The sequence below is a fragment of the Globicatella sanguinis genome, assembly GCF_002847845.2.
Lineage (GTDB): Bacteria > Bacillota > Bacilli > Lactobacillales > Aerococcaceae > Globicatella > Globicatella sanguinis.
Map to the genome: position 1 here is coordinate 1,237,759 of NZ_CP126962.1, position 18,217 is coordinate 1,255,975.

Annotated in this window: 14 protein-coding genes and 2 pseudogenes; 8 read left to right on the plus strand and 8 right to left on the minus strand. The window is 36.9% G+C overall.

Annotation, left to right across the window (positions count from 1 at the left end; translation table 11 throughout):
• Positions 1-173: 173 nt before the first annotated feature.
• The 3 genes from CYJ72_RS05385 to CYJ72_RS05395 form a co-directional block, all read right to left on the minus strand.
• Positions 174-707, minus strand: a complete 534-nt coding sequence (locus CYJ72_RS05385) for an NUDIX domain-containing protein (RefSeq protein WP_066126683.1) — start codon at positions 705-707, stop codon at positions 174-176.
• Between the two features lie 250 nt (positions 708-957).
• The gene (locus tag CYJ72_RS05390) at positions 958-2,124 is read right to left on the minus strand and encodes a hypothetical protein (RefSeq protein ID WP_066126684.1); all 1,167 of its coding nucleotides are present in this window, start codon (positions 2,122-2,124) and stop codon (positions 958-960) included.
• 262 nt (positions 2,125-2,386) lie between these two features.
• Positions 2,387-3,778: an ISLre2 family transposase gene (locus CYJ72_RS05395; RefSeq protein WP_284630841.1), complete on the minus strand. Its 1,392-nt coding sequence runs from the start codon at positions 3,776-3,778 to the stop codon at positions 2,387-2,389.
• 106 nt (positions 3,779-3,884) lie between these two features.
• Here CYJ72_RS05395 and CYJ72_RS05400 point away from each other — a divergent pair, with 106 nt between their 5' ends.
• From CYJ72_RS05400 to CYJ72_RS05415, 4 genes are all read left to right on the plus strand, one after another.
• Complete coding sequence (locus tag CYJ72_RS05400; protein ID WP_284630842.1) at positions 3,885-4,280, plus strand: hypothetical protein; 396 nt, start codon at positions 3,885-3,887, stop codon at positions 4,278-4,280.
• A 289-nt stretch (positions 4,281-4,569) separates the two neighbouring features.
• Positions 4,570-5,313, plus strand: a complete 744-nt coding sequence (locus CYJ72_RS05405) for a metal ABC transporter ATP-binding protein (RefSeq protein WP_006700814.1) — start codon at positions 4,570-4,572, stop codon at positions 5,311-5,313.
• Between the two features lie 19 nt (positions 5,314-5,332).
• The gene (locus tag CYJ72_RS05410) at positions 5,333-6,187 is read left to right on the plus strand and encodes a metal ABC transporter permease (protein ID WP_040442964.1); all 855 of its coding nucleotides are present in this window, start codon (positions 5,333-5,335) and stop codon (positions 6,185-6,187) included.
• A gap of 17 nt (positions 6,188-6,204) precedes the next feature.
• Complete coding sequence (locus CYJ72_RS05415; protein WP_066125670.1) at positions 6,205-7,128, plus strand: metal ABC transporter solute-binding protein, Zn/Mn family; 924 nt, start codon at positions 6,205-6,207, stop codon at positions 7,126-7,128.
• 11 nt (positions 7,129-7,139) lie between these two features.
• Here CYJ72_RS05415 and CYJ72_RS05420 read toward each other — a convergent pair whose 3' ends face one another.
• Entirely contained in the window at positions 7,140-7,283 is a 144-nt protein-coding gene (locus tag CYJ72_RS05420; protein WP_284630843.1) for a hypothetical protein, read from the minus strand.
• A 62-nt stretch (positions 7,284-7,345) separates the two neighbouring features.
• On the opposite strand from CYJ72_RS05420, the gene CYJ72_RS05425 reads away from it, so the two are divergent.
• The 4 genes from CYJ72_RS05425 (at position 7,346) to mobV (ending at position 11,637) form a co-directional block, all read left to right on the plus strand.
• The gene (locus CYJ72_RS05425) at positions 7,346-8,317 is read left to right on the plus strand and encodes a protein rep (protein WP_284630844.1); all 972 of its coding nucleotides are present in this window, start codon (positions 7,346-7,348) and stop codon (positions 8,315-8,317) included.
• A gap of 168 nt (positions 8,318-8,485) precedes the next feature.
• Entirely contained in the window at positions 8,486-9,247 is a 762-nt protein-coding gene (gene aadD1, locus CYJ72_RS05430; protein WP_001014230.1) for an aminoglycoside O-nucleotidyltransferase ANT(4')-Ia, read from the plus strand.
• A gap of 216 nt (positions 9,248-9,463) precedes the next feature.
• Positions 9,464-9,868, plus strand: coding sequence for a bleomycin binding protein (bleO, locus tag CYJ72_RS05435; RefSeq protein WP_001242578.1), 405 nt, complete (start codon positions 9,464-9,466; stop codon positions 9,866-9,868).
• A 506-nt stretch (positions 9,869-10,374) separates the two neighbouring features.
• A complete protein-coding gene (gene mobV, locus CYJ72_RS05440) occupies positions 10,375-11,637 on the plus strand; it encodes a MobV family relaxase (protein ID WP_000119405.1) in 1,263 nt (420 codons plus the stop codon).
• A gap of 566 nt (positions 11,638-12,203) precedes the next feature.
• Here the strand turns inward: mobV and CYJ72_RS05445 are convergent.
• The 4 genes and pseudogenes from CYJ72_RS05445 to CYJ72_RS05460 all read right to left on the minus strand — a co-directional run.
• Positions 12,204-13,595: pseudogene (locus CYJ72_RS05445) on the minus strand (ISLre2 family transposase).
• 178 nt (positions 13,596-13,773) lie between these two features.
• Entirely contained in the window at positions 13,774-14,514 is a 741-nt protein-coding gene (locus tag CYJ72_RS05450) for an ATP-binding protein (protein WP_284628647.1), read from the minus strand.
• A complete protein-coding gene (gene istA, locus CYJ72_RS05455) occupies positions 14,507-16,060 on the minus strand; it encodes an IS21 family transposase (protein WP_284628645.1) in 1,554 nt (517 codons plus the stop codon). The genes CYJ72_RS05450 and istA overlap by 8 nt, the downstream gene beginning before the upstream one ends.
• Before the next feature lie 433 nt (positions 16,061-16,493).
• A pseudogene (locus tag CYJ72_RS05460) lies at positions 16,494-18,176 on the minus strand (recombinase family protein); the annotation flags it as partial.
• Positions 18,177-18,217 lie beyond the last annotated feature (41 nt).

Sequence of the window (18,217 nt, forward strand, 5' to 3'; positions counted from 1 at the left end):
TTTTCTTTTCAATCACCTACGCTATCGCTACAGACCTGACGCTGTAACTCACTTCGTTCGAACAGCCTCAAGCAATACCACTGCCTCAGCAGCCGATTACATCCAATCATTTTCTCGCTTCGCTCGTCATTCTAGGGCAATCCGTGCTTGGGTTGTTCCGTGCTCTATACACTTTACTTTTGGCTTTCATTAATTATCTCTTTTGCTTGATGCAAAATAGGCAGTTCTCTGTTTGCTATAAGTGTTCCTAACCTTGTATTTGCCCTATTTTCATATTCTCGAACAGCTTCGTCATATGTCAATTTTAATGTAGATAAATGAAGACTTTCTATTTCATCCAGAGTCAAATTCTTTTCTCCGAATGACTTTACTTTGCACAAGAAATAATTATTAATATTATGCCTGTGAATCAGATTGTAATAATCGCTTACAACTCCGATTTTGCAAATTATTTCTACAGATATACCAAGTTCTTCTTTCAATTCTCTTTGAATGGCGGTTTGTAAGTCCTCGCCTATCTCAACTCCGCCACCCGATGTTTCAATCAATGTTGCTTTTCCAAAATCATCATCTCGTTCTACTCTTACAAAATAGAACAAACCGTTTTCATCATAAACTATTGCTCGGGCAATATTTCTGTCATGATCAACATATTCAAATTGCCATTGTGTATCCTGCAATTCAATATTTATTTGCTTATTCAACATATATTTTTCCTCAATAAAGTAAAAATCAACTCCGTATAAATCGGGATTTACAAAACCTTCATCTTTCTTTTCGTTTTAATGATAGCTTTACATTTTTCATCTATTGCAAGCCAAAACATATCATCACGATAGATTTCTTCAAATTTAATAATTTTCACACTTTTACTCCTGTATTTTAGTCAACAGAACCACACACTCTGTATGTATCGGGGTTAAGCTATTGATTCAATTTTATATGGTGAGTGCGTAGCTATGCTGAAATAGAGTCTACTTGTTCTTCTAATTCTTTTATACGATGATTAATTTTTCTTTGAACTTCAGAATCCCAGCAAGGTCTCTCCGAACCCAGCCAAACCTTTAATTTCTCAATCTGGGTTTCTGTTAGATTAATATTATTAAGATTGTGTTTTCTTATAAAGATTGGTCTTTGTTCCAGAATTAAAATCCTTCTTACAGGATTAAATCTAATTAACGATGAAAGACCTTTATCACCAGTTAATAAATATGGAATTTTTAATGAATCAAATTTGCCGTACTCTAATTCCATTATCATCTCAATATACCTAATATGGCTTAGATCCCACGCCATACCAGATAGTTTTCCTAATTTGTTTTTCGTGTTCTCTTTGACATTCAAAAATCTTTCTAAATGACGATTATTGTTCAAATATAAAACCGAGGTAATTATTTCATTTTCAGCAAGAATTGGAATTTCTTCGATGATGAAATCTATTAAATCATCAATTTTATTAGTGTTATTTGCATATGTATTCTTTATCAAAAATGTTTTTAATAATAAGATATAAGCCAAAGTGTAGTACTTAATTATTGGAGTTCCTAAATAAATATCATTAGATATGTTACTAAAACGCATATCCGCACCTTGCAAAATTGCTAATTTATCACGTTCATAAGCTTTTGCTATCGTTCCATCTTTTGATGGATCATAAACATCTAATGTTTCTAATGCTTGCAATGACTTATGAATATCATATTTATTTAGTTCATATCTATTGAGCTGCGTCTCTATTAAATACGGATTAACATCTATTCGCATTCTCTTCTCTTTGACATAATTAATTGCTTCAATAAGTGCCTGGTTGTTAGACCTATTTTTAAATATGTCACTAACGATATGGCCTATCACATTCGAATCAATGCTTACCATATAATCTACTTTTATTTCAATAGTATCTTGGTTCAAAATTTGTTTACTCAGTAATAATGTTTTTGAGAAATCCATTACACTATCAAGAAAAAACTTATCACCAAAAGATTTAGGTTCCATCATGGAGCTACTTGCTTTATCAGACCAATCCAATAAAACTAAATCATCTGGAAAATCATCACTCAAAATTATACGAATCAAATCCTCACCAGTAGCCATCGCTAAATAACTTTTAAAATCTAGCTCCATTAGACATACCCCGCTCTCTTTCTCGAATGTATCATTTCATTATTTCTATTATAAACCAAAGAGAGTCACAGCACCATGCTATCCATACACAGTGATAGTGTCAAATTATTGTTGGTTTTCCTCTACCATACTTTTATATTTCCCTGAACCCAGTTTCATGGATTCCATATTTTAACCGGCGCCTTTGGCACCGTGCCTCCATCCGCATTCAGTTCGTCGCCGCTCGCTTTCGTTATGAAGACGGGGTTCACTCTATTGGATTTCAATAACCAGCGATGGTCTCAAAAATCTGTCGACTCCGTGTGTTATTGGAGTAGTGTAAGATCGCTACTTTACCACTCCATTCATACTGGCGGGCGTATTTTCGCCCCACACGGCCATCTAATTTATTGACTCTTCGTTCTCTTTCTGCTGTTTTTGTTTGATTTCTTACCCAAACTTTTAAATCACCACCATTTAGGTCATAAGCACGCGCTTTAGCGATGTTTTCTGCGCCTGTTGTACTCCATCCCAGAGGTCTCGAACTTAAACGAGCACTTAACCAATGGCTAACGTGACCTTCGGCACTACAACCGATATATTGCGACTCTCTTTGTCTTTGGATTGCATCCCAATTGCCTATTAGATAGCGGCGAACCTTTTGAAGCGTTTGTTTTGAAGATTCGGGTAGCGACGGATCGCTGAGTCGCACTTTGAAGTAGTCCTGTAGATAGTCTTTTTCACCTGTATGAAGCCAGCGATGTAACGTGGCGTATAAATGTTCAGTACTGATACCAACGCATGCCTGACGAAGGTATTTCACCGTATGATAAGGGTCAAGAACAAAGTGCGTCTGAGTCGGGAGATAGTCCAATCCTTTCTTAATCCAGTGAGCCCCGTCACCACTTAAATAAAGGGTCGGACAGGCCGCTAAATCATATTGTTGGTCGAGATAGTAATAGACGTCTTCCCACAATTCTTCGCTATCTTCGTATAAGCCTGTGAATATGCGACGAACATTTAATGCTTTTCGATCACTTGACCCTAAATTTTCTTTGTATCCTTCGTGAACATACGCCAAGCGCATTTCCCGATTCTTCCCATCTTGATAGGCTACATGGTCTTCATCAGCTTCAATGTATAGGCAGTCTACTTGACGTTTTTCTCCCACCGGCAACGTAACAGAATCCGGGCAATACTTATGCACAATATTCTTGACGGTCTGACGACTATGAATCCCGATATGTTCGAAACTATCCAGGGTCGCTTGATAAGAATGCTTACTGGCCTTCTCGTAAATGGCTGCCTCTAAATCTAGATCCACGCGCTGGTGAGGTGTGAGCGATAAGTAATCATCCAATAAGTAACAGAACTCACCCGTTTGCTTATCTTTGTAATAACGCCTTGAAAGTTTAATATCACCGATCAGTGTGGAGATTGTTTTTTCATCATGGCTACGATGAACACGATATCTTGCTTTTCTTCCAGGGCTTTTAAAGAGTGATTCCTCAATCGTTGCACAGAGATCTTCTCCTAAATCGACTGAGAGTTGACGCATCGTATCGCGAATGGTTTTGATACACGTTGAAAAGTCTACTTCCCCTTGAATCGCTTGATGATATAAATCTGTCATCATTTTACTAATTTCTTGCATAACTTGTGTTACAATATTCATGGATAATCCTCTAACTTTCTGTGTGTGTTGGCTACTAACAGTATAGCAGAGGGTTATCTTTTTTGCTTTTAGCTTACCAACAGTTATTTTACACTAAGGGTAAACGATGACAACAAATTTCTATCAAAAATTAGAACTTCTTCCCCACCCGCAAGATCAAAAACAGTGGATCGCTGAAATTACCGGACCCGATGAAACTTACCATGTAAAACGTGAGTTTCTTCCTTTAGAAGAAGATCATTATCGTATTTATGATGGGTGGTATCAAATTCATGGAACATTTCCAAGTGCTCAGACTCCTTTTACAAAAGAGTATTGTTATGTCCAAGACGGTCAAATGGTTCGCAACCGTTCCTACCGACAAACTTTAAGTGAATTAGATCAAATTACTGCGTTTGAATCTAAAAGAGTGGAGCGGTTAAAAGATTACATTAAAGATCACTTAGACGATATTTACCAACAAGTACCTCATGAAATGGTTCAAGAGGCTTTATTTGAATAAAAAGACCAGCTATCTTTCATTAATACTTCCAGCGAACTATATCAAGGATTACACCAACTATTATTTCAAAAAGAGCGCTATATCAAGCGGTTTCAAGAGGGTATAAAAAAGTGGCATGAATTTGATCAAGATGCTTGACAAAGAAAAAAGGATGTGTTAAAGTTTAGGTAAGCCTAAACAAAGAGAACAAAAACACAAACAAATAAATCAATAGAATATTCTATTGTTTTTTACTGGACATTATTTAGGTTGCTCTAAACAATGTTTCAGAAAAGAAAGAAGGAATAATATGATAGAAGCGAATAATTTATCCGTTTCCTACAATAAATTCCTTGCCTTAGATGATGTCTCATTTAAATTGAAGACAGGGCAACTAATTGGAATTATTGGGCCAAACGGAGCGGGAAAATCAACGTTAATGAAAGCGATGTTAAATATTCTTCCCCATAGCGGAACAACGACCTATGACGGTCAGCATGTGAGTCAAGTAAGAAAGAAAATATCTTACGTCGAACAAAAGAATAACATCGACCATGATTTTCCGATTAACGTTTTAGATATGGTGGCTATCGGGTTTTACCGTCAACTAGGGTTATTTAAATTTCCCACCAAAGAGCAAAAAGACCAAGCGATGGAAGCCTTAAGACAAGTAGGACTCGAAGAATATTCCCATCGTCAAATTAGTGAACTTTCGGGGGGGCAATTTCAACGAGTGTTACTTGCTCGCGTTTTAGTTCAAGATGCGGGTTATATTTTTTTAGATGAACCATTTGTAGGAATTGACGCTAAAAGTGAAGCCATTATCGCTAAAATTTTACGTCAAATGAAAGGAGATGGTAAAACAATATTAATTGTTCACCATGATTTAAGTAAAGTAGCGGAGTACTTTGATAGTGTGATTTTACTTAAACAACAATTAATTGCTTATGGGACGGTTGAAGAGTGCTTTACTCCGCAGTATTTATCCGAAGCCTTTGGCGAAAGCATTTTAACCTCTACCCAATTTGTTGGAGGAGGTGCATCAAATGAGTAATTGGTCGACTGTATTTTCGATGCAACAAATCCAACAGTTCATCCAACAAGTAAAAGACTATGAGTTTTTACAAAAAGCGTTAACAACTTCAGTGATGGTTGGAGTCATTGCCGGAATATTAGGCTGCTTTATTATTTTAAGAGGATTAGCTTTAATGGGGGATGCGATTTCTCACGCAATTTTACCCGGTGTGGCGATTTCTTATATGATGGGAACGAACTTTTTCATCGGAGCGGCGATCACCGGCTTTATTACAGCATTACTGATTGGTCTCGTTCAACAGTCGAGTCGAATTAAAAGCGATGCGGCGATAGGGATTGTCTTTTCATCCTTTTTCGCGATCGGTGTTATTTTAATTCAAATGGCACAAAGCGCCACGGACTTAACAGAAATTTTGTTTGGTAATATTTTAACGGTTCAAGACAGCGACCGAAATATTACGATGGTAATCGGTGTGATTGTTATCATTCTAGTCGTTGCTTTTTATAAAGAATTACTTATTACCACCTTTGATCCAACAATGGCGGCTGCTTGGGGATACCCAACTAAATTAATTCATTATGGAATTATGGTGACGTTAACGTTAGTTACTGTAGCCTCACTGCAAGCTGTTGGTGCTATTTTAGTTGTTGCTTTACTGATTACACCAGCTTCGACAGCGTATCTATTAACAAACAACTTACGAAATATGTTAATTCTTTCGGCTATTTTTGGTGTTATTTCTTCAGTGGTCGGATTGTATATTAGTTTTGTTATTAACGTTCCGTCAGGAGCAGCGATTGTATTATGTGCCACAGTAATGTTTGTTTTAGCCTTTTTATTTGCACCTAATAACGGCTACGTCTGGCGTTTAGCTCATAAATTATCTAAATAGTAGGAAGGTATGATTAAATGAAACGTTTATTGAAAGTATTATGTGCGATCAACTTAATTTTAATGATGGGATTAAGTATCGCAACCACAGCTCATGCAGATGAACCGCTAAAAGTGGTTTCAAGTTTTTCTCTCTTAACTGATATGTTAGAAAGTATCGGCCAAGATCATATTGAAGTCTATAACTTAGTTCCAGTTGGAACTGATCCTCATGAATATGAACCTTTACCAGAAGACATTATGAAAGCGACTGACGCGGATTTAATGTTTTATAACGGATTAAACTTAGAAGGATCCGAAAATGGTTGGTTTATGAAATTAGCTAATTCAGTGAAGAAGTCACCAGAACAACTCATCGAAGTTGCTAAAGACGTAGAACCACAATATTTAAAAGATGAAGAAGGAAGGCAAGAAATTAACCCTCATGCCTTTGCAGATCCTAACGTAGGTATAAAAATGGCTCAACGAATTGTAGAGGTCTTAAAAGAACAAGATCCAAATAATGAAGTGGTCTATCAAGAAAACGCTGAAGCTTATATTAAAGAGTTAGAAGCAATTCGCGATGAATATGAAGAAAAATTGGGCAGTTTAGAAGGTAACCAGCGTAACTTTATTGCTAGCGAACATGCTTTCCAATATATGACTCAATCTTTTAACTTAAATCATGGTTATATTTGGGCAATTGATACCGATGAAAATGGTTCGCCCGCTCAAATTCAATCAGCGATTCAATGGGTCAAAGATAATAACCCACCGGTATTGTTCGTTGAATCAAACGTTGATAGACGTCCAATGCAAACCGTATCGAAGGAAACGGGCGTTGAGATTTATGAAGAGCCGGTTTATTCCGACGAAATCGGTGAAAAAGGTTCACCCGCGGATACCTATTTAAAGTATTTACAAACGAATTTAGATGTTATTTATAACGGTTTAAATCAATAAATAGTTAGAAGTCACTTAACATAGTGGCTTCTTTTTTTGGTTGTTTGTTTAGTCGCTAAAATCGTGGTAAAATCATAAGAAGATTGAATCGCTTGATGATATAAATCTGTCATCATTTTACTAATTTCTTGCATAACTTGTGTTACAATATTCATGGATAACCCTCTAACTTTCTGTGTGTTTTGGATACTAACAGTATAGCAGAGGGTTATCTTTTTTGCTTTTAGCTTACCAACAGTTATTTTACACTAAGGTGGACAAGACAAAAAGTGGAAAAGTGAGACCATGGAGAGAAAAGAAAATCGCTAATGTTGATTACTTTGAACTTCTGCATATTCTTGAATTTAAAAAGGCTGAAAGAGTAAAAGATTGTGCTGAAATATTAGAGTATAAACAAAATCGTGAAACAGGCGAAAGAAAGTTGTATCGAGTGTGGTTTTGTAAATCCAGGCTTTGTCCAATGTGCAACTGGAGGAGAGCAATGAAACATGGCATTCAGTCACAAAAGGTTGTTGCTGAAGTTATTAAACAAAAGCCAACAGTTCGTTGGTTGTTTCTCACATTAACAGTTAAAAATGTTTATGATGGCGAAGAATTAAATAAGAGTTTGTCAGATATGGCTCAAGGATTTCGCCGAATGATGCAATATAAAAAAATTAATAAAAATCTTGTTGGTTTTATGCGTGCAACGGAAGTGACAATAAATAATAAAGATAATTCTTATAATCAGCACATGCATGTATTGGTATGTGTGGAACCAACTTATTTTAAGAATACAGAAAACTACGTGAATCAAAAACAATGGATTCAATTTTGGAAAAAGGCAATGAAATTAGACTATGATCCAAATGTAAAAGTTCAAATGATTCGACCGAAAAATAAATATAAATCGGATATACAATCGGCAATTGACGAAACTGCAAAATATCCTGTAAAGGATACGGATTTTATGACCGATGATGAAGAAAAGAATTTGAAACGTTTGTCTGATTTGGAGGAAGGTTTACACCGTAAAAGGTTAATCTCCTATGGTGGTTTGTTAAAAGAAATACATAAAAAATTAAACCTTGATGACACAGAAGAAGGCGATTTGATTCATACAGATGATGACGAAAAAGCCGATGAAGATGGATTTTCTATTATTGCAATGTGGAATTGGGAACGGAAAAATTATTTTATTAAAGAGTAGTTCAACAAACGGGCCAGTTTGTTGAAGATTAGATGCTATAATTGTTATTAAAAGGATTGAAGGATGCTTAGGAAGACGAGTTATTAATAGCTGAATAAGAACGGTGCTCTCCAAATATTCTTATTTAGAAAAGCAAATCTAAAATTATCTGAAAAGGGAATGAGAATAGTGAATGGACCAATAATAATGACTAGAGAAGAAAGAATGAAGATTGTTCATGAAATTAAGGAACGAATATTGGATAAATATGGGGATGATGTTAAGGCTATTGGTGTTTATGGCTCTCTTGGTCGTCAGACTGATGGGCCCTATTCGGATATTGAGATGATGTGTGTCATGTCAACAGAGGAAGCAGAGTTCAGCCATGAATGGACAACCGGTGAGTGGAAGGTGGAAGTGAATTTTGATAGCGAAGAGATTCTACTAGATTATGCATCTCAGGTGGAATCAGATTGGCCGCTTACACATGGTCAATTTTTCTCTATTTTGCCGATTTATGATTCAGGTGGATACTTAGAGAAAGTGTATCAAACTGCTAAATCGGTAGAAGCCCAAACGTTCCACGATGCGATTTGTGCCCTTATCGTAGAAGAGCTGTTTGAATATGCAGGCAAATGGCGTAATATTCGTGTGCAAGGACCGACAACATTTCTACCATCCTTGACTGTACAGGTAGCAATGGCAGGTGCCATGTTGATTGGTCTGCATCATCGCATCTGTTATACGACGAGCGCTTCGGTCTTAACTGAAGCAGTTAAGCAATCAGATCTTCCTTCAGGTTATGACCATCTGTGCCAGTTCGTAATGTCTGGTCAACTTTCCGACTCTGAGAAACTTCTGGAATCGCTAGAGAATTTCTGGAATGGGATTCAGGAGTGGACAGAACGACACGGATATATAGTGGATGTGTCAAAACGCATACCATTTTGAACGATGACCTCTAATAATTGTTAATCATGTTGGTTACGTATTTATTAACTTCTCCTAGTATTAGTAATTATCATGGCTGTCATGGCGCATTAACGGAATAAAGGGTGTGCTTAAATCGGGCCATTTTGCGTAATAAGAAAAAGGATTAATTATGAGCGAATTGAATTAATAATAAGGTAATAGATTTACATTAGAAAATGAAAGGGGATTTTATGCGTGAGAATGTTACAGTCTATCCCGGCATTGCCAGTCGGGGATATTAAAAAGAGTATAGGTTTTTATTGCGATAAACTAGGTTTCACTTTGGTTCACCATGAAGATGGATTCGCAGTTCTAATGTGTAATGAGGTTCGGATTCATCTATGGGAGGCAAGTGATGAAGGCTGGCGCTCTCGTAGTAATGATTCACCGGTTTGTACAGGTGCGGAGTCGTTTATTGCTGGTACTGCTAGTTGCCGCATTGAAGTAGAGGGAATTGATGAATTATATCAACATATTAAGCCTTTGGGCATTTTGCACCCCAATACATCATTAAAAGATCAGTGGTGGGATGAACGAGACTTTGCAGTAATTGATCCCGACAACAATTTGATTAGCTTTTTTCAACAAATAAAAAGCTAAAATCTATTATTAATCTGTTCAGCAATCGGGCGCGATTGCTGAATAAAAGATACGAGAGACCTCTCTTGTATCTTTTTTATTTTGAGTGGTTTTGTCCGTTACACTAGAAAACCGAAAGACAATAAAAATTTTATTCTTGCTGAGTCTGGCTTTCGGTAAGCTAGACAAAACGGACAAAATAAAAATTGGCAAGGGTTTAAAGGTGGAGATTTTTTGAGTGATCTTCTCAAAAAATACTACCTGTCCCTTGCTGATTTTTAAACGAGCACGAGAGCAAAACCCCCCTTTGCTGAGGTGGCAGAGGGCAGGTTTTTTTGTTTCTTTTTTCTCGTAAAAAAAAGAAAGGTCTTAAAGGTTTTATGGTTTTGGTCGGCACTGCCGACAGCCTCGCAGAGCACACACTTTATGAATATAAAGTATAGTGTGTTATACTTTACTTGGAAGTGGTTGCCGGAAAGAGCGAAAATGCCTCACATTTGTGCCACCTAAAAAGGAGCGATTTACATATGAGTTATGCAGTTTGTAGAATGCAAAAAGTGAAATCAGCTGGACTAAAAGGCATGCAATTTCATAATCAAAGAGAGCGAAAAAGTAGAACGAATGATGATATTGACCATGAGCGAACACGTGAAAATTATGATTTGAAAAATGATAAAAATATTGATTACAACGAACGTGTCAAAGAAATTATTGAATCACAAAAAACAGGTACAAGAAAAACGAGGAAAGATGCTGTTCTTGTAAATGAGTTGCTAGTAACATCTGACCGAGATTTTTTTGAGCAACTGGATCCAGGAGAACAAAAACGATTTTTTGAGGAAAGTTATAAATTATTTTCCGAACGATATGGCAAGCAAAATATTGCTTATGCAACAGTTCATAATGATGAGCAAACCCCTCACATGCATTTAGGTGTTGTGCCTATGCGTGATGGAAAACTGCAAGGAAAAAATGTGTTTAATCGTCAAGAACTGTTATGGCTACAAGATAAATTCCCCGAGCATATGAAAAAACAGGGTTTTGAGTTGAAGCGTGGTGAACGTGGCTCTGACCGTAAACATATTGAGACAGCTAAATTTAAAAAACAAACTTTGGAAAAAGAGATTGATTTTCTAGAAAAAAATTTAGCAGTTAAAAAAGATGAATGGACTGCTTATAGCGATAAAGTTAAATCAGATTTAGAAGTACCAGCGAAACGACACATGAAAAGTGTTGAAGTGCCAACGGGTGAAAAGTCCATGTTTGGTTTGGGAAAAGAAATAATGAAAACAGAAAAGAAACCAACCAAAAATGTTGTTATATCGGAGCGTGATTATAAAAACTTAGTGACTGCTGCGAGAGATAACGATAGGTTAAAACAGCATGTTAGAAATCTCATGAGTACTGATATGGCGAGAGAATATAAAAAATTAAGTAAAGAACATGGGCAAGTTAAAGAAAAATATAGTGGTCTTGTAGAGCGATTTAATGAAAATGTAAATGATTATAATGAGTTGCTTGAAGAAAACAAGTCTTTAAAGTCTAAAATAAGCGATTTAAAGCGTGATGTGAGTTTAATCTATGAAAGCACTAAGGAATTCCTTAAGGAACGTACAGACGGCTTAAAAGCCTTTAAAAACGTTTTTAAGGGGTTTGTAGACAAGGTAAAGGATAAAACAGCACAATTCCAAGAAAAACACGATTTAGAACCTAAAAAGAACGAATTTGAACTAACTCATAACCGAGAGGTAAAAAAAGAACGAAGTCGAGATCAGGGAATGAGTTTATAAAATAAAAAAAGCACCTGAAAAGGTGTCTTTTTTTGATGGTTTTGAACTTGTTCTTTCTTATCTTGATACATATAGAAATAACGTCATTTTTATTTTAGTTGCTGAAAGGTGCGTTGAAGTGTTGGTATGTATGTGTTTTAAAGTATTGAAAACCCTTAAAATTGGTTGCACAGAAAAACCCCATCTGTTAAAGTTATAAGTGACTAAACAAATAACTAAATAGATGGGGGTTTCTTTTAATATTATGTGTCCTAATAGTAGCATTTATTCAGATGAAAAATCAAGGGTTTTAGTGGACAAGGATAGTGTCAAATTATTGTTGGTTTTCCTCTACCATACTTTTTCATGTTTCTCTGAACCCAGTTTCATGGATTCCATATTTTAATCGATATCTTTGATAGCCAGCCTCTAGCGGCATGGGAGAATCTGGAAATCTTTAGGGAGAAGCATCTCCTTTAGCCAATCCAGTCTAGCTAGACGCCAGTACCATGCCGTTGCTCGCTATCAAGCATTCACTTCATCGCCTTTAGCTATCATTATGAATACTGGCTTCAATCTACTAGATTTCAATAACCAGCGATTGTCCCAAAAGCCTGGCGACTTCGTGTATTATTGGAATAGTGTAAAATGGCTATTTTACCATTCCAATCATACTGACGAACGTATTTCCGTCCCACACGGCCATCTAATTTCTCTACTCTTCTTTTTCTTTCTTTTGTTTTAATTTGATTTGTTACCCAAGTTTTTAAATCGCCACCATTTAAGTCATAAGCACGGGCTTTAGCGATGTTTTCTGCTCCTGTTTTACTCCATCCTAGCGGTCGCGAACTTAAACGAGCACTTAACCAATGGCTGACGTGACCTTCGGCACTACAACCGATATATTGAGGGTCCCTTTGTCTTTGAATAGAATCCCAATTGCCTATTAGATAGCGACGAACCTTTTGAAGCGTTTGTTTCGAAGAGTCCGGTAGCGACGGATCGCTGAGTCGCACTTGGAAGTAGTCCTGTAAATAGCCTTTTTCACCTGTATAAAGCCAACGATGTAAAGTGGCGTATAAATGATCATTACTGATACCAACACATGCCTGACGAAGGTGTTTAACCGTATGATAAGGGTCAAGAACAAAGCGCGTCTGAGTCGGTAGATAGTCCAACCCTTTCTTAATCCAGTGAGCCCCGTCTCCACTTAAATAAAGGAGCGGACAGGCTGCTAAATCGTATTGTTGGTCGAGATAGTAATAAATATCTTCCCACAATTCCTCGCTATCTTCGTATAACCCTGTGAATATGCGACTAATATTTAATTCTTTTCGGTCACTTGATTCTAAATTTTCTTTGTATCCTTCGTGAACATACGCCAAGCGCATTTCCCGATTCTTCCCATCTTGATAAGCTACATGGTCTTCATCGGCTTCAATATATAAGCAGTCTACCTAACGCTTTGCTTCCACCGGCAACGCAACAGAATCTGGGCTATACTTATGTACAATATTCTTGACTGTCTGACGACTATAAATCCCGATATGTTCGAAGCTATCAATGGTCTCTTGATAAGAATGCTTACTAGCCTTCTCGTAAATGGCTGCTTCTAGATCAATATCCATGCGCTGGTGAGGCGTGAGCGATAAGAAGTCATCCAATAAATAGCAGAACTCACCCGTTTGTTTATCTTTGTAATAACGCCTTGAGAGTTTAATGTCACCGATCAGTGTGGAGATTGTTTTTTCATCATCGCAACGATGAACGCTATATCTTGCTTTTCTTCCAGGACTTTCAAAGAGTGATTCCTCAATTGTTGTACAGAGATCTTCTCCTAAATCGACTGAGAGTTGACGCATCGTATCGCTAATAGTTTGGATGCATGTTGAAAAGTCTACTTCACCTTGAATCGCTTGATTATATAAATCTTGCATCATTTTACTAACTTCTTGCATAATTTGTGTTATAATACTCATGGATAATCCTCTACCTTTCTGTGTGTTTAGACTACTTACAGTATAGCATGTTTATTCCGCGCTCTCAAGCCCACCTATACGCAGCATCAAGTCCGGCTGTAGCCAATTCAAGGCAATGAGTCCACGCTTCAAGGCAAGAGAGTAGCCATACTCATGGAGCATGGCTATGAATGAAGTTTTATTCTTGGTTGGCAAAATGTTCACGCATATTCAATTGTCCAGCATCTAACCACACCGAGTTATGAACAATTCGGTCCATAATCGCATCAGCATGAACCCCACCACCTAGTCGTTGATGCCAGTCGCTCTTCCTAAATTGAGTGCAGAAGATAGTTGAACCTGATTGATAACGTTTCTCAGTGATTTCAAAGATAAACTTTAAATCCTCGTCTGATAAGTCTTCTAACAACCATTCATCCAAGATAAGCAGGCCATAGTTCGAATATTTAGTAATCAGTTTTTTCATACCACTGGGTTTAAGCGTGGCTTCATCGCGTTCGACCAGAAGGTCAGGAAGTCGGATATAACGGGTTCGAACTTCTAACTTACAAGCCTCTTTACCTAGAGCGCAGGCTAAATATGTTTTCCCAGAGCCTGTGAATCCTTGAAAAACGACATTTCTATACCGATGAAGATAATTTCCTCTAGCCAGTTCTTGAATCACTTGTTGTTTAAGTTCTCGCTTCTCGTAGTAGATGGAGGTGACATCAGCTTCAGGCAAGCGGAAATTAGCCCGTTTGATCAATCCATGGACTTTCTTGTTATATTTCTCTTGATAGAGATAATCAATCGCTAATTGGAGTCGTTCATCAAAGGTCAGGGTGAGTGAATCATTCTCCAGTTCCTGCATTTCTAGCGCACTCACTAGCGGTTCTAAATCAAGCTGTCTCAACTTACGGATACTTTCACTGTTAATCATGATCTTCACCTCCGTAATAGGCTGCTCCTCTAACAAAGCCCATTGGCGGCTCGGGTTTGTGGTTCTCTTCGGATTGAGCTTGAACTGGATTGGTTAAGATGGCGTAGAGATGACGATATCTAGGGGAATGAATTCGCTCTAAGGCGATGTGACAAGCCGTTTCAAGGTCTTCATTCGAAAAAGATTGACTTAATTTGAGAATGGATTGACTGGGTTGGTAGCCTCGTTCTTTTAATGGTACTGTTTCAAAGACTCTTTGAATCACCTTGTGTGTGAAGGGTCCGATTGCTCTGGCTTGATTCAACAGCAAGGTATCATTCACTTGAGGACGATTGAATTGTTCGGGCAAATGCTCAGGGCTTGTCGAGAATTGATATTCTAAATAGCTTGGGAAGCGCTTATGAGTCGCGATACGTTCTTGATTGTAATAAACCTCAAGGAGACGATCTGTCACGCGTAAATCCACCTGTTTGCGAACATATTGGTAAGGGCAGGAATAGTTATTCTTTTGGAAAGTAATGTGACAGTCTAGTTTTACTTTGCGACCATAGACCCATTCTGCCACTTCATACGGTACCAACGGCAAGGGGCGCAAGGTTGGGTGTTCAACGGTTTCAAAAATTTGTTTGCGACTTCCTTCTCGTTTTTGGAACGGTGTTGCATTAAAGAGTGTGATACGTGTCATGATAGCGTCATTGAGTTCGTCAAGACGAGTAAAGATTTCATTTCTCAAAGGAGCAATAACTGCCATCGCAGTTTGATTGACGCCTCCTTCAACGGCAGCCTTTTGTTTAGGTTTCTTTACGCCCGTCGGCATAATCGCCATGACATAATGATCAGCTAAACCTTCATACTGGGCATTCAAAATAATATCGCCTTCTTTAGGATGTGAGATAACCCCCGTCTTTAGATTATCACTAATCAGGCGAATGGTTGTACCGCCCAGAAAATTAAAGAGGTTAACATGGCAACGAATCCAAGTATCACTGGTCATATCGAGGGTTCCTTCAACGTAAGTATATTGACTATAAGGTAGAACAGCCACAAAGAGATGCACTTCAATAAAGGCCCCGCTTTCAGGGTCTAAGAGTTGCATTGTCGCTCCAGCCCAATCCACTTGAGTAGAAACTCCAGGTTTATGTTTTAAGTGATTAGTGAGCTTATATTGGTCAATATGCTTATTGTAGTCTTCACAAAACTTACTGTATCCAACTGCAATGCTTTTCTGCTTCTTACATTCATCGACATACTCAGTCCACAACAACTTCAGTGTGACACCTACACGCTTAAGTTCCTCTTGCACATAATCGTAATCAGGCAAGGTATAGAGCGCCTCTGATTGGTGCTTGGAGGGAAAGAATTTTTGATAAACTTCTTGTTCAGATATGTTTTGGATATCTGCGTAAGTTAAATCTAACTCATCCGCACGTCGAAAGACTTCGCTGACAGAATCACGCCCGACTCTTTTTGGCTTAGCAATCATGTTTCTCGAGAGCCCTTGCTCTCTGAGTTCCATAATCAACTTGACCGGTATTTTTCTAGCCATTAAAAACAGCCTCCTTTTAGAATATTTTGAAGACGATGTCTTCAAAATAACTATACCTAAAAGAAAGGCCAAGGTGGACTCCAAACGTGGATTGATTGCCTTGATGTGCGGATTCGGGGTTAAAACAGGGGGTGCCTAGGGGATGCCTTGAATTGGCTACAGCCTGCCTTGAAAGCGTGGAATAATCAAGCAGAGGATTATCTTTTTTGCTTTTAGCTGACCAACAGTTATTTTACACTAAGAGAAGTATTTATGGATAGTTAATAATACTGCTTGAAACGTACATAGTTCAGTTATTAATCATTAACATCTTAACTATCAAAGCTATCAATGGACCAGTTTCCCTAAACCCATTAAGATTTTTAAACTATACTTTTTAATTTCATTATTTCCTAAAACAATTAAATAAAAATCTCAGCTTCCTGAATATGACTCACACATTAAGAAAGCTGATATAACAACATTTTACTCTTTCACCTTTTGCATCAATACTACGCACTCCACATGCGTTGTCTTTTGATTGGGAACATAATTTTTTATCCTCGTCATTCTTGTAGGAACACAATTTATTAATGTCATTGACTTTGGCATTTTTTCTTTTATCTTTAAAGTTATTAGAATCTTGACTATCTTTAACTCCTGTTTTGAAATAGAATGTTAAGTCATAAGGATGAACTGTTCCGTCTTTATCAATTCTTCCCACTACGACTTTATCAACTATGCTTTCAAATACTGTTCTGTTAAATTCCTCTATAATTTCTTTATTTTCTAAGACCTTTTTAAATTGTTTTAATCTTTCTTTAATAGAGTCTTCATCTTTGATAGTTAGCTCTAGTGTTTTCTTTTCATCAAGTAATTCTTCTTTTTGTTTTGTTAGTTTTTTATACTTTTTAGCATAAACTTCTTCGTCTATACTATCTTCTAAATGAAGATCAACTAACTTTCTTTCTTGACTAATGATTCTGTTTAATTGGTTTTCTATCTTTTTCAGATCCTTGACTAAAGTATTATCATTTATTTCTTCTTCTACAATTTTCAAAAAGTCATCTATTACTGTTGAATCTGCATGGCATAATTGCCTATAGCTTTCAACAAATGCTTTTTCTATTGCTGCTTCTTGTATTCCTTTTGAATGAGGGCAATATTTTTTACCTTTTTTTGTTGACTTTACACATTGCCAGTTAATTTTTTTATAAATTGAACTTGTGTGCCAAGTTCTTCTTGACAGTATTTCACCACAAAATCCACATTCCAGCATACTTGAAAAAGCGTATTGTCTTGATAGTTTTTCTCTTTTCCTATCCTTGTTAGCAATTGTGTTTCTGTTTTGTGCTCTCCTGAGTCTAATCTCTTGTGCCTTTTCAAAATCTTCTTTTGATATAATTGGCTCATGATGATTTTCAATGTGGTATTTATCAAATTCACCAAAGTTTGCTAGTCTTCTTTTTGTTATGGGATCAACTGTAAAAGTCTTTCCCATTAGTATATCGCCAATATACTTTTCATTCTTAATTATTCCTAACACTGTAGTATCAGACCATTTTGTTTTACCTCTAGGAGTGAGATATCCTTGCTCTTCTAGTTCCCTGCCAATGACTGAGCCACCATTGCCCTCTAAATATCTTTTAAAGATGTATCTGACAATTTTAGCTTCTTCTTCATTTATAGAGATGCTTTTTGTTATAGGGTCATAATCATATCCAAGGCAACCTTGAAAGCCAATAAGCTCCCCTTTTTCCATTTTCATTTTCAGTCCTTTTTTTACATGGGCTGAGGTATTTTCTACTTCTTGTTGAGCTACTGAACTTAATATTGTTAGTAATAGCTCTCCATCCATTGTCAAAGTATCTATATTTTCTTCTTCAAATACTACACCAACATTGTTTTCCTTTAATAGTCTTACATACTTTAAAGTATCTAATGTATTTCTAGCAAATCTTGATATAGATTTAGTAATTATCATGTCTATATCTCCATTTTGGCAATCACTTATTAGTCTCATAAAATCTGCTCTTTTAGTAGCAGTTGTTCCTGTTGTCGCTTCATCTGCATATATACCAGCCAAAGTCCAGTTCTTATTATTTTTTATTAGATTTGTGTAATAATCAACTTGCGATGTATTTGGCAAGTGTAAAATGTATGAAACGGCAGCCCTTT